The following is a 14,572-nucleotide window of genomic DNA, read 5'->3' on the forward strand; positions in this document are numbered from 1 at the left end:
TGAACCCGAAGAGCGAGAGGCCCCGGCATGCCCATAGAACAGCGCGGAGTCGATACGGTCCCGGAGGCGGAACGCACCAGCGGGCCGCGCGATCTCGTGTCGATCCTGCTCGGCTCGAACCTGTGCCTCGGGGTGATCGTCTTCGGCTGGCTGCCGGTCTCCTTCGGCCTCGGCTGGTGGGCGTCGATCGGCGCGGTCACGGCCGGCACCGCGCTCGGCACGCTGCTGACGGCCCCGCTCGCGCTCGTCTCGCTGCGCACCGCGACCAATCTGTCGACGTCCTCCGGCGCCCAATTCGGCGTACGGGGGCGGCTGGTGGGCTCGGTCGTGGGCCTGCTGCTCTCGCTCGGGTACACCGCCCTGACCGTGTGGATCGGCGGGGACGCGATGACAGGCGTGCTCCACCGCCTGTTCGGCCTGCCGACCGGCGGGATCTCGTACTCGGTCGTGTACGCGCTGCTCGCCGCGGCCACCGTCATCGGCGCGGTCTACGGCTACCGGGTGCTGCTGCGCCTCTCGCGCATCCTCGCGGTGGGCATGACGGCGCTGCTGATCCTCGGCGTCGTCGCCTACGCACCGCACTTCACCACCGCCGCGCTGCCGGACGCGGGCGGCTATCTGCTCGGCTCGTTCTGGCCGACCTGGCTGCTCGCGCTCGTCGCGGCCGGGCTCAGCGGGCCGATCGCGTTCATCACCCTGCTCGGCGACTACACCCGCTACATCTCGCCGACCCGCCACCGCCCGCGCCGCGTCCTGCACGCCACCTGGCTCGGCCTGACCGCGGGCCTCCTGATCCCGCAGCTCTTCGGCACGTTCACGGCGTACGCGGCCCGCGCGGCCACCGACTACGCGGGTCCGCTGGTCGCCGCCGCCCCCGGCTGGTACCTGGTACCGCTGCTGCTCGCGGCCTCCGCGGGGTCGGTCGGCAACGCGGGTCTGATGCTCTACTCGATGGGCCTGGACCTGGACGCGATCCTGCCGCGCGCCTCACGGACCCAGGCCACCTTCGCGGTGGCCTGCGTCGCCACGGTGTGCGTCTTCGCGGGTCACTTCGCCTGGGACGCGCAGGCCGCGATGACCTCGTTCGTCCTGCTGCTCACGGCGATCGGCACCCCCTGGGCGGTCATCACCCTGATCGGCTTCGTGCGCTGTCGTGGCGTGTACGACGCGGACGCCCTCCAGGTCTTCAACCGCCGCTCCCGGGGCGGCATCTACTGGTACCGCTCCGGCTGGAACCTGCGTGCGGTGGCCGCCTGGGCACTCGGCGCGGGAGCCGGTCTGCTGGCGGTCTCCCTGCCCAACTACCAGGGCCCGCTGCTGAGTTGGACCGGCGGGGTGGACTGCAGCTTCCTCATGTCGGGGGTCGTGGGAGGGCTGGCGTACCTGATCCTGACGCCACGTCGGGCGGACGCGCCGGAGGGGCTGGAAGCCGAGGCCGAGGTCGGCCGGGCATCCAGCCCCTCCGGCGTTTGACGGCTCTCCGGGGGCGCGAGCCCCCGGAAGCGCCGCCTAGCCCAGCGGGTGCATCCAGCCGTGCGGGTCCGGGGTCACCCCGGTCTGGAGGTCGAGCAGCGCCTTGCGCAGCTTCATCGTGACCTCGCCCGGCTCGCCGTCGCCCTGCGTCCAGTTGGCCCGCGCCGACTTCACCGAGCCGACCGGGGTGATGACCGCGGCGGTGCCGCAGGCGAAGACCTCGGTCAGGGTGCCGTTCTCGTTGTCCCGCTTCCAGTCCTCCGTGGAGATCCGGCCCTCGACGGCCTCGTAACCGAGGTCCCGGGCGATCTTCAGGAGGGAGTCGCGGGTGATGCCGGGAAGCAGCGAGCCGGTGAGCTCGGGCGTGACGATCTTCTGCGTTCCGTCTTCCTGGCCGTACACGAAGTACAGGTTCATGCCGCCCATTTCCTCGATCCAGCGGTGCTCGACGGCGTCGAGCCAGACCACCTGGTCGCAGCCGTGCCGGGCGGCCTCGGCCTGGGCGACGAGGGAGGCCGCGTAGTTGCCGCCGGTCTTGGCGGCGCCGGTGCCGCCCTTGACGGCACGCACGTACTCCTCGGACAGCCAGACCGAGACGGGCTGCACGCCGCCGGGGAAGTAGGCACCCGCCGGGGAGGCGATCACGATGAACAGGTACTCGTTCGCCGGGCGCACCCCGAGGCCGACCTCGGTCGCGATCATGAACGGGCGCAGGTAGAGGGAGGCCTCGCCGGTGGACGGCACCCATGCCTTGTCCTGCTGGATCAGCGCGTCACAGGCGGCGATGAACAGGTCCGTGGGGAGCTCGGGCATCGCGATGCGGCGGGCCGAGTTCTGGAAGCGCTCCGCGTTGGCCTCGGGCCGGAAGGTGGCGACCGTGCCGTCGGGCTGGCGGTAGGCCTTGAGGCCCTCGAAAATCGTCTGCGCGTAGTGCAGCGTCATGTTCGCCGGGTCCATGGAGAGCGGGGCGTACGGCACCAGCTGGGCGTCGTGCCAGCCGCGGCCCTCGGTCCAGCGGACCGTCACCATGTTGTCGGTGAAGTGGCGGCCGAAACCGGGGCTGGCCAGAATCGCCTCGCGCTCCGCGTCGGACAGCGGGTGCGAGGTGGGCTTGAGCTCGATCGTGGGCGTCGTCATGAGTGCTGTGTCCTTCACCGGTGGATAGTGACGGACCGCGCTCACGCCGCTGCCTGTGCTGGACGTCCGAGCTCCGCATGCCGCGGCCCCAGGTCCGATTATCGCTCTTGTCGGGGCGTTGGACATCACGGTGTGATGTGCGGTCCGGGGTTGATGGTGTCACCCGGTGGCCGCATGCGAAAAGCCGCCGGGTGCGAAATGCGACCCGGCGGCTTCCGATACGTGTGCCGCGGGGTCAGCCGGCTACCTGTGCGGCGATGGCGTCGCCGATCTCGTCCGTGGTGCGGACCGAGTCGCCGCGCGATGCCAGGTCGGCGGAGACGGCGCTCTCGATGCGGGCCGCCTCGTCCTCGTGACCGAGGTGGCGGAGCAGCAGCGCGACCGAGAGGATCGTGGCCGACGGGTCGGCCTTGCCCTGGCCCGCGATGTCCGGCGCGGAGCCGTGCACGGGCTCGAACATCGACGGGAACTCGCCGCTCGGGTTGATGTTGCCCGAGGCGGCGACGCCGATGCCGCCGGAGACGGCCGCGGCGAGGTCGGTGATGATGTCGCCGAAGAGGTTGTCGGTGACGATCACGTCGAATCGCGCCGGGTCGGTGACGAGGAAGATCGTCGCCGCGTCCACGTGCAGGTAGTCGGTGGTGACGTCGGGGAACTCCTTGGCCACCGCGTTGAAGATGTTGGTCCACAGGTGACCGGCGTAGGCCAGGACGTTGTTCTTGTGCACCAGCGTCAGCTTCTTGCGCGGGCGGGCCTGGGCACGCGCGAAGGCGTCCCGGACCACGCGCTCGACACCGTAGGCGGTGTTGACCGAGACCTCGGTGGCCACCTCGTGCGGCGTACCCGTACGGATGGAACCGCCGTTGCCGGTGTACGGGCCCTCGGTGCCCTCGCGCACGACGATGAAGTCGATCTCGGGCTGGCCGGCGAGCGGGGTGGAGACGCCGGGGAGCAGCCTGCTGGGGCGGAGGTTGACGTAGTGGTCGAAGAGGAAGCGGAGCTTCAGCAGGAAGCCGCGCTCCAGGACGCCGGACGGGACCGTGGGGTCGCCGATCGCGCCGAGCAGGATCGCGTCGTGCTGCTTGAGGGCCTCGACGTCGACGTCGGTGAGGGTCTCACCGGTGGCGTGGTAGCGCCGCGCGCCGAAGTCGAACTCTCTGGTCTCCAGCTTCACATCCTGCGGGAGGACGGACCTGAGGACCTTGAGGCCCTGGGCCACGACCTCCTGGCCGATGCCGTCACCGGGGATCACTGCGAGATTGATGCTGCGAGAACTTGCCGACATGGGGGAACCCTACGCGCCGTCCCAGCCATTGACACCCGATGTCCACAGTATGGACATCCCGGACGCCGGCCCGGAATCACTCGGGGAATCGCGTAGGCAGTTGTACGCCTTGCGTTCACCCGCCGGAGAGAATCGCGTCGACTCGATGGAGGACTTTTTCGGCCATGGACATCCCCAGATTCGGCATCCCCGACAAGCTCGCCGAGCGTATGAGCATGGCCGAGCAGCACGAGTACCTGCGGAGCAGGCTGAGCCGTCGCGGTGTGCTGCGCACCACCGCGGCCACGGCCGCCGTCGCCGGGGCGGGTCTCGCGACCGCCGGGGCGGCCTCGCCCGCCTACGCGGCCCCGACCACGCTCACCTCCACGTCCCGGCACGGCGTGGACGGCTCGCTGGCCGCGCCGTTCGGCCGCCACCTCGCGTACGGGGCCGACCCCAAGACGCAGATGCGCGTCTCCTGGCAGGTCCCGTTCGCGGTGAAGAAGCCGTACATCCGCATCGGCACCAGCCCCTGGTCGCTGAGCCGGAAGATCGACGCCGAGGTGCGCCACCTGACGACGCCCGCGCTGAACGGCGGGAAGATCGCGGCGGCCGAGCAGTTCTACGTGCACGCCGGCCTCGACCGGCTGCGGCCGGGCCAGACGTACTACTACGGCGTCGGCCACGACGGCTTCGACCCGGCCGACCGCCGCAACCTGGGGACGCTGGGCACCTTCACCACCGCCCCGGCGCACGCCGAGAACTTCACCTTCACGGCCTTCGGCGACCAGGGCGTCAGCTATCACGCCCTGGGCAACGACCAGGTGATCCTGGGCCAGAACCCGTCCTTCCACCTGCACGCCGGCGACATCTGCTACGCCGACCCGTCGGGCTCGGGCCAGTCCTCGGACCAGTACGACGCGCGCACCTGGGACCAGTTCCTCGCGCAGACCGAGTCGGTCGCCAAGACCGTGCCGTGGATGGTCACGACCGGCAACCACGACATGGAGGCCTGGTACTCGCCGCAGGGCTACGGCGGCCAGAACGCCCGCTGGTCGCTGCCGGCCAACGGCCCGGACCCGGTGAACCAGCCCGGTGTGTACTCCTTCGTGCACGGCAACGTGGGCGTGATCGCGCTCGACGCGAACGACGTGTCGTACGAGATCCCCGCCAACTTCGGCATCAGCGGCGGCAAGCAGACGAAGTGGCTGGACAAGCGACTCGGGGAGCTGCGTGCCAACCACGCCGTCGACTTCATCGTGGTCTTCTTCCACCACTGCGCGTTCTCCACGACGAGTTCGCACGCCTCGGAGGGGGGCGTGCGCGACGTGTGGGTGCCCCTGTTCGAGAAGCACCAGGTGGACCTGGTCATCAACGGCCACAACCACGTGTACGAGCGGACCGACGCCATCAAGGGCAACAAGGTGGGCCGCAAGGTCGCGATCGGCGAGCGCACCGACCCGACCCGCGACGGCATCGTGTACGTGACGGCCGGCGCGGCGGGCCGTTCGCTCTACAGCTTCCCGGTGCCCGACTCGTACGAGGGCCATGTCGCGGACCGCGACAGCGTGGACACCTACCACTGGGCCAACGGCGGCACGAAGGTCACCGAGACCGTGGAGTGGTCGCGGGTGCGCTACACCAACTACTCGTTCCTCGCGGTGGAGGTCGAGACCGGCCGCCACCCGAAGCTGAAGGTCAGCGCGCTCGCCGAGACGGGCGAGCGCATCGACCACTTCGAGATCCAGCGCGGACGCTAGCTCCTCGGCCGGGCCCGGGCTCAGTGCCCGGTGGCGCCGCCGTTGTCCCTGCGGTCCAGCGCACGCTGGAGGGCGGCGGCGGCGTTCTTGCGGTCGGACTCGCTGCTGCGCGAAGAGTGACGGACTCGGCGGGCGGGCTGCTGGACCATGGGGATTCGACTCCTCTGCTGGGAGGTCCGGGGGCATGCCCCGGCGGATGCAGTGAGGTGCCGGAAGGGGCGGGGAGCGCTGCCGCAGGGGTTGCCTGCCAAAGGGCACTGCACTCTCGACCGCCATTCGCCGGATCGGCGAGACGTTCGGCTCCTACAAAGCTAAGCCTTCCGCTGGAGTCTGTCTCCACAATTACTCGGACTTCCTACTATCTGAGACGGCCGCCCCCGCGGAGGCCCGGGCCGCCTTGCTCGCGGGCCCGCTGCGCACCGCGTCCCCGGCGCCCGGGCACAGCCGCAGCGCGCCGGCCGTGGCGGCCAGGCAGACCGCGCCGAGCAGGCAGAACGCCACCGCGCAGGAGCCGGACGGGGTGCCGGTGACGGCGCCGCCCAGGCGCAGCGCGACCGTGGCGACCGCCACCCCGAGCCCGGCTCCGAGCTGGTTGGCGGTCGCGGACAGCGCGTTGGCGTCGCGCAGCCGCTCGGGCGGCACCTCGCTGAACGCGATGGTCGAGTAGCAGGTCAGACCGAGCGAGCGGGCCGCGCCGCCGAGCAGCACGAGCGCCGCGGTCACCGCGAGGGGCGTCGCCGCCGTGAGCAGGGCGCAGCCCGCGACCGTGACGGCGAGGCCGACGGTGGAGACGAGCAGAAGCGGGCGGAAGCCGAAGCGGTTGAGCAGGGCGGTGGTCGCGGGCTTGATCCCGATGTTCCCGACGAAGACGAAGAGCACCACCGCGCCGGACTTCACCGCGCTCCAGCCGAAGACCTCCTGGAACAGCAGCGGCAGCAGGAACGGCATCGAGCCGACCACGATCCAGAAGAGCGAGCCACCGGTCACGCTGGCCCGGAACGAGGCCACGTCCAGGGTGCGCAGGTTCACCAACGGGTGTGCGGTACGCAGCAGATGGCGTGCGGCCGCGCCGAGTGCGAGGGCGGCGATCACGGCGACGGCGGCGACGGCTTCCCAGCCGGTGTCGGTCTCGGCGACGAGATGGGCGGCCCAGGTGAGGGCGCCGAGCCCGGTGCAGGTGAGCAGCACGCCGGGCACGTCGAGCGGCGGCGGGGCCGCCGTGGGCCCGGCCGCGACCAGGCGCCGGGCGACGACGAAGGCGACCGCGCCCAGCGGGACGTTCACCAGGAACAGCCAGTGCCAGCCGGCGTACGTGGTGAGCAGCCCGCCGAGCAGCGGGGCGACCACGGGCGCCATGAGCCCGGGCCACACGATGTACGCCATGATCTTCGGTATGTCGGTCCTGGCGGCCCCGGCGAGCACGAGCAGCCGGCCCACCGGGACCATCATCGCGCCGCCCGCGCCCTGCAGGACGCGCATCGCGACGAGCGGGCCGAGGCTGTCGCTCGCGGCGCAGGCCGCCGAGGCGAGGGTGAACAGGACGATGGCGGTGAGGAAGATCCGCCGGGCGCCGAACCGGGCGGTGAGCCAGCCGCTGAGCGGTATGAGCACGGCGAGGGTCAGCAGATAGACGGTGATCACCAGGCCCACCGAGGAGGGCGTGGTGCCGAGGGAGGCCGCCATCTGCGGGGCGGCGGTGGCCACGATGGTGCCGTCCAGCATCTCCATGAAGAAGCAGCCGGCGATGAGCAGGGCGGTCGCGCGCTGTCGGGTGTCGAGCATGCGATCAGCGTGGCGGCCCGCATTGCTGCACACAAGGTCCGATTACTCAGCCCAGTACTGCACATCGCGCAGCATTCGCGCATGCTGGGGGCATGCAACAGCTCCCCGACATGAATCTGCTGCCCGCACTCGATGCCCTGCTGCGGGCCGGGAGCGTGGCGGGGGCCGCCTCCGAGATGCGTATCTCGCCCTCCGCGATGAGCCGGACCCTCGGCCGGCTGCGTCGGGTGGTGGGTGACGAGCTGCTCGTGCCGTCCGGGCGCGGCCTGACCCTGACGCCGCGGGCCCGCGAGCTCCAGCCGCACGTGGAGGCGGCACTCACCTCCGCACTGGCCGCGCTCCGGCCCCCACCGCAGCTCGAACTCGACACCCTGCAAAGGGAGTTCAGAATCAGGGTCAATGAATCCGTGGCGGTCATATTCGGCTCGGCCCTGACCGAACGAGTGCTGCGCGAGGCACCCGGGGTGCGGCTGCGGATGCTGCCCGAGGGCGACGAGGACCCGGCGGACCTGCGGGACCGCATCGACCTGGACGTGGGGCAGATGGGCGAGCTGCCGCACGACGTGCGCAGCGAGTCGCTCGGCGCGTACGGCTATGCGGCGGTCGCCCGCGCCGACGGACCGTACGCCACCGAGCGGCTGACCCCCGAGCGGTTCGCCGCGCTGCCCCACATCACGGTGACCCGGCGGGGCCGGGTGCGCAGCGTCGTCGACGAGAAGCTCGCCGAACTCGGCCTGGAACGCGATGTGCTGGCGACCGCGCCGACGTACACCGCGGCCTGCTTCCTGGCCCTGCGCTCGGACGCGCTCGCGCTCGTGCCGCACGAGTTCGCGGTGGAGGCGGCCCGGGTGATGCCGCTCGCGGTGCTCGGCATCCCGCTCGACCTGCCGGCCAACCCCTACCGCCAGGCCTGGCACATCCGCGTGGACGCGGACCCGGCCCACCGGTGGCTGCGGGGCGCCTTGGCGGAGATCGTCGCCGATTTGGCTCGGCGCCCCCATCTAGGTTGCATTCCTACCTAGGTGGTGTTGGAATACACCCATGGCCGCAGACCGCAGATCCAGCTGGCTCAAGGGTGTCCTCGACCTCCTCGTCCTGTCCTGTCTCACCGGGGGTGAGAGCTATGGATACGAGATCTCCAAGGCACTCACCGCCGCGGGGCTCGGCGAGATCAAGGGCGGCACCCTCTATCCCGTGCTCAACCGCCTGGAGGAGGCCGGCCTCGTGGTCGGCGAGTTCCGGGCCGCCGAGCGCGGACCGGGGCGCCGCTACTACGCGCTGACCGACGAAGGGCACCGCGCCCTCGCCGAACAGGGCACCGCCTGGCGGGAGTTCCACTCGGCGGTCACGGCCATGCTCACCAGCACACTTCCAGGGGGATCAGCATGAACACCGAATACTTCGCGGAACTGGGCCGGCTGCTCGCGGCACGCGGAATGCAGGCCCAGGAGGTGGCGGCCACCGTCACCGACCTCACCGGCTACCTCGCGGAGTCCGGTTCGCCCGACGCCCGTGCGGAGTTCGGCGCGCCGGAGGCGTTCGCCGACCGGCTCACCCGGGACCACGACGGCGAGCGGCCCGAACCCGAGGCCGAGACCTGGAAGTGGACCAGCGACATCTACACCGACCGGCTGCTCCTCAACCGCTACGGGGCCGAGGGCTGGGAGGTCGAGGGCATCGACTTCGTCGGCCGCTTCGTGAGCCGCCGCACCCCCGGGGACGCGATGCGCTGGGAGTACCGGCGCGAGACCGCGCACGGCGAGAAGGAGCGCGGCGCGCTGCTCGCCGAGCTGGAGCCGGACGGCTGGGAGCCGTGCGGGCGCTGGCTGCACATGACCTACTTCAAGCGCCCGCTCGCGGCCGGGATGGGTCCGGCCGCCGACCTGGCCGTGACGCCCGCGCCGCCGGCCCGGCACGTCTTCTTCAGCGCCAAGTACCGGGGCCTGATAGCCGTGTTCGCGGTGTCCGTGGTGCTGCTCGCCCTGAGTCTGGGCTTCGGCCTGATCGACCTGGACCGGCCCTGGGTCGTCCTCACCCTCCTGGGCGCGGCCGTCGGAGGCGGGCTGCTCGGCTCGTACGGGGTCGGGCGGGACGTCGCCAAGGGCATCGAGAGCGCCTGACCGTCGGCTCCGACAGCCGTACGGGCCCGACCGCCGAATGGCACGAAAGCGCCGAAGGTTCTCATCGAACCTTAAGAAACCCTGGCGTTGACCGACTGTTCACAAATCCATCCCTGTAGAGGTCTAGCTTCAGACCATTGGGCGGCGCCACTCTTGCGCTCGATGTGCCGCAGGGGCACATGCGACGAAGAGGCGGGCGGATGACACCGATCAGTCGTAGAGGGTTCGTGGCACTCGGTGCGGGCATGGCGGCCGGCGCGGTGCTGCCGTCGGGGGCGGCTGCCCAGGCCGCCGGTCCGGCGGTCACGAGCACGGCGGCCGCTTCGGCGACCGGCACCATCAAGGACGTCAAGCACGTGGTGATCCTGATGCAGGAGAACCGCAGCTTCGACCACTACTTCGGCCGCCTCAAGGGCGTCCGGGGCTTCGGCGACAAGAGCGGCATCCTGCTCTCGGGCGGACGGCCCGTCTTCAACCAGCCCAACGGCCTCGGCCGCCAGTACCCGTGGAAGCTCAGTTCGACCCCGGCGGCGGGCGGCGTCGACGGCGCGACCCTCGCCCAGTGCAACGGCGACCTGCCGCACAGCTGGACCTCGCAGCACTCGGCGTGGAACAAGGGCCGGATGGACAACTGGGTCGCGGGCGTGGGCAACGTCCGCTCGCTCGGCTACCTCGACCGCGGCGACATCCCGTTCCACTACGCGCTGGCCGACAACTACACCATCTGCGACGCCTACTTCAGCGCCACTCTCAGCGCGACCGGCCCCAACCGCACCTTCCTGTGGAGCGGCAAGGTGGACGCCACCAGCAACGACGGCGGCGACGAGTCGGGCCTGACCTGGGAGACGTACGCGGAGGCCCTGCAGCGCGCCGGGGTGAGCTGGAAGGTCTACCAGAACGCGAACGACAACTACGGCGACAACGGTCTCGCCTACTTCTCGAAGTTCACCGCCGCCAAGGCGGGCGACCCCCTGCACGACCGCGGCATGGGCTCCGTCCCCGCGGTCACCGGCTCCACCCCCGACGACATCGCCGCCGCGATCAAGGCGGACGCGCTGAACGGGACGCTCCCCCAGGTGTCCTGGGTGGTCGCCAACCAGGCGTTCTCCGAGCACCCCTACGCCCCGCCCGGCGACGGCGCGCACTTCGTCGACCTGGTCCACCGCGCGCTCGCCGCGGCTCCGGAGGTCTTCGACTCCACCGTCCTGTTCCTCAACTACGACGAGAACGACGGCTTCTTCGACCACGTGCCCCCGCCCTCACCGCCCGCCGGAACCGCGGGCGAGTTCCTGAACGGCATCCCCTACGGGCTCGGCTTCCGGGTGCCGATGCTCGTCATGTCGCCCTGGACGCGCGGCGGTTGGGTCTCCTCCGAGGTCTTCGACCACACCTCGGTCCTGCGGTTCATGGAGAAGTGGACGGCCGCGATCGGCACCCCGGCGAACTGCCCCAACATCAGCGCCTGGCGCCGCAAGGTCACCGGCGACCTGACGGGCCTCTTCGACTTCGCCTCGCCGGTGTACGGCATGCCGTCCGGGCTCCCCGGCACGAAGGTGATCGGCATCGGCACCTGCGGCCCGCTGCCCAACCCGGCTCCCCAGAACAACGCGCTGCCCGAGCAGGAGGCCGGCACCCGCCCGGCCCGCGCGCTGCCGTACCAGCCCAACGGCAACCTCGACCGGTTCGAGTTCAAGGCCGCCGGGCAGATCGTGGCCTGGTTCGGCATGGCCAACCAGGGCGCCCCCGCCACCAGCGCCGCGCATCTGTCCATCCACCCCAACGCCTACCGCGACACCACCCCGTGGCAGTACACGGTCGACCCGGGCGGCACGGCCGCGGACTTCTTCCAGATCGGTACGGGCGCGGGCGCGGGCAAGTACGACTTCACCATGGCCGGCCCGAACCGCTTCCTGCGCCGGTTCGTGGGGGACGCCACGAAGGCGGGCAAGTCCATCGAGGTGGCGGCGCGCTACGCGGTGGAGTCCGGCACGGGCAAGATGGCGATCTGGTTCAAGATGACCAACTCCTCGGCCGCGGCGGTGAAGTTCACCATCAGCTCCAACCAGTACCGCACCGGCACCTGGACGTACACCGTCCCGGCGGGCGGCTCCACCGAGGACTTCTTCAACGCGGTGGCGAACCAGAACGGCTGGTACGACTTCACGATCACGGCGGACTCCGACAGCACGTGGTCGCGGCGGTACACCGGTCACATCGAGACGGGCGCGGCGTCGGTCAGCGGCTGACCGACGGCGTTCCGCCCGGCCCTACAGCACGTCCCCGTCCCGCCAGTCGAAAGTCAACGGGCTTGCGGCGCAAGGGACTTGTGGCCCCAGGACATAGGTGGTGCCCTCCTCGTCGGGGAGCGGCACCACCCCGTCCGGCGCCAGCACCTCGATGCGTCCGCCCCACACCTGCCAGCCCCGCGCCCGGTACAGCGGCGCGCCCTTCGCACTGGCCGACAGGGCACCGAAGGCGTACGCGCCCTCGACGACCCGTTCGAGCGGCGCCATGACGAGCCCGCCGAGCCCGCGCCGCCGCTGGTCCGCGCGGACGGCGACGCCCTCCACGTAACCGATGCGGTAGGAGCGCCCTGCGTGCAGCACCCGCCGCTGGACCACGCTGCCGTGGGCGACGAGTTCGCCTCCCCGGTGGACGAGGGCGTGCACGCCGCCGAGGGCGTGGTCCCAGTCGTCGTCGCTGAAGCCGCCCTCAAAGGCGGTGTCGAGCAGGGCCCGGATGCCGGCCAGCTCGGTGGAGGTCAGCTCGGCGGTGTGCGCGGTGCGTTGTGTCACGTCCATGACCCGGATCATCCCAGCCCTTCCGGCGATCGGGAACGAGCGCCGGAAGGGCTCAGGACCGGCCGGGGCCCCGGTCAGAACAGCCGGTCGCTCCGGTCCAGGTCGATGACGTACTCGCCCGCCGAGAGCCTGCCGCCCGCCAGGCCGCTGTAGATCCGGGTGAAGGTGCCGGTGCCGAGCAGATCCGGGTGCCCGTCCCCGTTGTAGTCGCCGACGCCGATGAGGGAGTCGTAGGCGCCCCAGCCACCGGTGCCGATCATGACGCGGGTGCCGAACCAGCCGCGGCCGTTGCCGGGGTAGAGCCACAGTTTGCCCGAGTTGTCGCTGACCACGAGGTCGTTCTTGCCGTCGCCGTTCAGGTCGCCAGGACCGGCGAAGGCCTTCATGACGTTCCAGCCGCCGCCGATGAGCAGACGCTTGCCGAACCAGCCCCGGCCGTTGCCCGGGTACATCCAGAGCTGTCCCGAGGTGTCGCGGGCCAGCAGGTCGCCCTTGCCGTCACCGTTGAGGTCTCCCGCGGCCTGGATCGCGCTCATGGTGTTCCAGCCGCCGCCGATGAGCAGCCGGGTACCGAACCAGCCCCGGCCGTTGCCCGGGTACATGTAGAGGTTGCCGGCGGTGTCCCGGGCCAGCAGGTCCTCGTTGCCGTCGCCGGTGAGGTCGCCGTGCCGGGTCAGGGCGGTCATGGAGTTCCAGCCGCCGCCGATCGGGAAGTTCCTGCCGTCGCCCAGGAACCACAGCCGTCCCGCATAGCTGCGCTGAAGCAGGTCGGGCGACCCGTCGCGGTCGAGGTCCCCGAACGGCTGGGCGGACATCGTGCCGGGGAAGATCTGGGTCGACCAGTCGACGTTCTCGGTGCCGCCCTGGCACTCCCGCCAGGTGTGCGCCCAGCGGGCGGAACCGAGGTTGTTGTCCAGATGGCTGTTCTTGTCGGCGAACTCGGACAGCTCGATGCCGGAACCGTCCCCGTCGCTCCCCGCGCTGACCTCGACGTCGTGGACGGCGTCGAGGTACTCGTAGTTGGTCCGGCTGTAGAGGCAGAGGTCTTCGTAGCCCGTGCGGTTGATGACCGAGGACGCCTTGAAGCGCCAGGAGCCGAAGTCGCGCTGCGGCGTCGAGTACGACGCCATCGCGCCCTGCCCTTCGGCACCCTCGAAGACGCAGAACTTGCCCTGCGGGCAGCGGTCGAAGCCGGTCGCGGCCTGGGCCGGGACGACGGAGGTCGCGACGAGACCCAGGGCGGCGGCAGCCGTCACCAGGGCAGCGCGAAACGTGGTGCGCATGGAAGGTTCCCCCCAAAGGAACGACTCGCCCGGGCATGTGAGCCGAGCGAGAGCTGCATAGTAGTGGCCGCACAGGAACCTCACAGCACGGGACGGGCGAACCGCTTTCCGTCCGCCCCGCGGCCCCCGGCGCGCGCACACTCGCCACCCTGCACGGACTTTCAAGTCACGTGTGCACCAAGGGACTTGGACTGGACCAGCCCGCCCGTCAGACTCGCTCCATGCCCACACCTACCGAGCAGCACTGGACCCCCGTCCACGGCGAGCCCTACCGGCCCGTCCCCTACCGCCCGGCCCGCATGGCCACGGCCGAGACCCTGGCGCGGGCCGCCGAGCTGCGCGCCCGCATGGACGAGCGCCGTACCGTGCGCAGCTTCTCGCCGGACCCGGTGCCCGAGCAGGCCGTCCGGGACGCGGTCGCCTGCGCCGCGACCGCGCCCTCCGGCGCCCATCAGCAGCCGTGGACGTTCGTCCTGGTCAAGGACGCGGACGTACGGCGCAGGATTCGCGAGGCGGCCGAGGAGGAAGAGCGGATCTCCTACGACGGGCGCCTCGGCGAGGAGTGGCTCGCGGCGCTGCGGCCGATCGGCACGGACTCGGTGAAGACCCATCTCACCGACGCCCCGGCCCTGCTCGTCGTCTTCCAGCAGCGCTACTGGCTGGCCGAGGACGGCACCAAGCACAAGCACTACTACGTGGACGAATCGGTCGGCATCGCGGTGGGCCTGCTCCTTTCCGCGCTGCACCAGTCGGGCCTGGCCGCCCTGGTGCACACGCCGAGCCCGATGCGGTTCCTGTCCGAGGTGCTCGACCGCCCCGCGAACGAGAAGGCGTTCGCCGTCATACCGGTCGGCTATCCGGCCGACGACTGCGAGGTGCCCGACCTGGTCCGCAAGTCCCTCGACCAGGTGCTCGTCGAGATCTGAGCGGGCGGCCCGCTCGGAGACGGGCG

General features: G+C 71.0%; 13 protein-coding genes. 7 read left to right on the top strand and 6 right to left on the bottom strand.

Annotated features, from left to right (window positions below; genetic code table 11):
• The first annotated feature begins 27 nt into the window (after nucleotides 1–27).
• Nucleotides 28–1,473, top strand: a complete 1,446-nt coding sequence (locus IE267_RS19940) for a cytosine permease (protein ID WP_189764138.1) — start codon at nucleotides 28–30, stop codon at nucleotides 1,471–1,473.
• 36 nt (nucleotides 1,474–1,509) lie between these two features.
• Here IE267_RS19940 and IE267_RS19945 read toward each other — a convergent pair whose 3' ends face one another.
• Both IE267_RS19945 and IE267_RS19950 read right to left on the bottom strand, forming a co-directional pair.
• Nucleotides 1,510–2,610: a branched-chain amino acid aminotransferase gene (locus IE267_RS19945; protein WP_167156648.1), complete on the bottom strand. Its 1,101-nt coding sequence runs from the start codon at nucleotides 2,608–2,610 to the stop codon at nucleotides 1,510–1,512.
• A 235-nt stretch (nucleotides 2,611–2,845) separates the two neighbouring features.
• Complete coding sequence (locus tag IE267_RS19950) at nucleotides 2,846–3,895, bottom strand: 3-isopropylmalate dehydrogenase (RefSeq protein ID WP_167156650.1); 1,050 nt, start codon at nucleotides 3,893–3,895, stop codon at nucleotides 2,846–2,848.
• A gap of 164 nt (nucleotides 3,896–4,059) precedes the next feature.
• Between IE267_RS19950 and IE267_RS19955 the strand changes: the two genes are divergently transcribed.
• Nucleotides 4,060–5,634, top strand: a complete 1,575-nt coding sequence (locus IE267_RS19955) for a purple acid phosphatase family protein (protein WP_189764139.1) — start codon at nucleotides 4,060–4,062, stop codon at nucleotides 5,632–5,634.
• A gap of 20 nt (nucleotides 5,635–5,654) precedes the next feature.
• On the opposite strand, the gene IE267_RS40165 is transcribed toward IE267_RS19955, so the two are convergent.
• Entirely contained in the window at nucleotides 5,655–5,783 is a 129-nt protein-coding gene (locus IE267_RS40165; RefSeq protein WP_267895424.1) for a hypothetical protein, read from the bottom strand.
• Nucleotides 5,784–5,976: 193 nt separating this feature from the next.
• Nucleotides 5,977–7,416 (bottom strand): MFS transporter, encoded by a 1,440-nt coding sequence (locus IE267_RS19960; RefSeq protein ID WP_189764140.1) that lies wholly within the window; start codon nucleotides 7,414–7,416, stop codon nucleotides 5,977–5,979.
• A 92-nt stretch (nucleotides 7,417–7,508) separates the two neighbouring features.
• Between IE267_RS19960 and IE267_RS19965 the strand changes: the two genes are divergently transcribed.
• The 4 genes from IE267_RS19965 to IE267_RS19980 all read left to right on the top strand — a co-directional run bounded on the left by IE267_RS19965 (nucleotide 7,509) and on the right by IE267_RS19980 (nucleotide 11,782).
• Nucleotides 7,509–8,438, top strand: a complete 930-nt coding sequence (locus IE267_RS19965; RefSeq protein ID WP_189764141.1) for a LysR family transcriptional regulator — start codon at nucleotides 7,509–7,511, stop codon at nucleotides 8,436–8,438.
• 19 nt (nucleotides 8,439–8,457) lie between these two features.
• Nucleotides 8,458–8,805 (top strand): PadR family transcriptional regulator, encoded by a 348-nt coding sequence (locus tag IE267_RS19970; RefSeq protein ID WP_167156658.1) that lies wholly within the window; start codon nucleotides 8,458–8,460, stop codon nucleotides 8,803–8,805.
• Nucleotides 8,802–9,536 (top strand): hypothetical protein, encoded by a 735-nt coding sequence (locus IE267_RS19975; RefSeq protein ID WP_167156660.1) that lies wholly within the window; start codon nucleotides 8,802–8,804, stop codon nucleotides 9,534–9,536. Before IE267_RS19970 ends, IE267_RS19975 begins: the two co-directional genes overlap by 4 nt.
• A 200-nt stretch (nucleotides 9,537–9,736) precedes the next feature.
• The gene (locus tag IE267_RS19980) at nucleotides 9,737–11,782 is read left to right on the top strand and encodes a phosphocholine-specific phospholipase C (protein ID WP_189764142.1); all 2,046 of its coding nucleotides are present in this window, start codon (nucleotides 9,737–9,739) and stop codon (nucleotides 11,780–11,782) included.
• A gap of 21 nt (nucleotides 11,783–11,803) precedes the next feature.
• Here the strand turns inward: IE267_RS19980 and IE267_RS19985 are convergent, their stop codons facing one another.
• Nucleotides 11,804–12,337, bottom strand: a complete 534-nt coding sequence (locus IE267_RS19985; RefSeq protein WP_189764143.1) for a GNAT family N-acetyltransferase — start codon at nucleotides 12,335–12,337, stop codon at nucleotides 11,804–11,806.
• A gap of 74 nt (nucleotides 12,338–12,411) precedes the next feature.
• Complete coding sequence (locus IE267_RS19990) at nucleotides 12,412–13,620, bottom strand: FG-GAP-like repeat-containing protein (RefSeq protein WP_189764144.1); 1,209 nt, start codon at nucleotides 13,618–13,620, stop codon at nucleotides 12,412–12,414.
• Nucleotides 13,621–13,841: 221 nt separating this feature from the next.
• Between IE267_RS19990 and IE267_RS19995 the strand changes: the two genes are divergently transcribed.
• On the top strand, nucleotides 13,842–14,546 hold the full coding sequence (locus tag IE267_RS19995) for a nitroreductase family protein (protein ID WP_189764145.1): 705 nt from the start codon (nucleotides 13,842–13,844) through the stop codon (nucleotides 14,544–14,546).
• The last annotated feature ends 26 nt before the right edge of the window (nucleotides 14,547–14,572 follow it).

Origin of the sequence: Streptomyces xanthochromogenes (genome assembly GCF_014650455.1) — a bacterium.
GTDB lineage: Bacteria > Actinomycetota > Actinomycetes > Streptomycetales > Streptomycetaceae > Streptomyces > Streptomyces xanthochromogenes.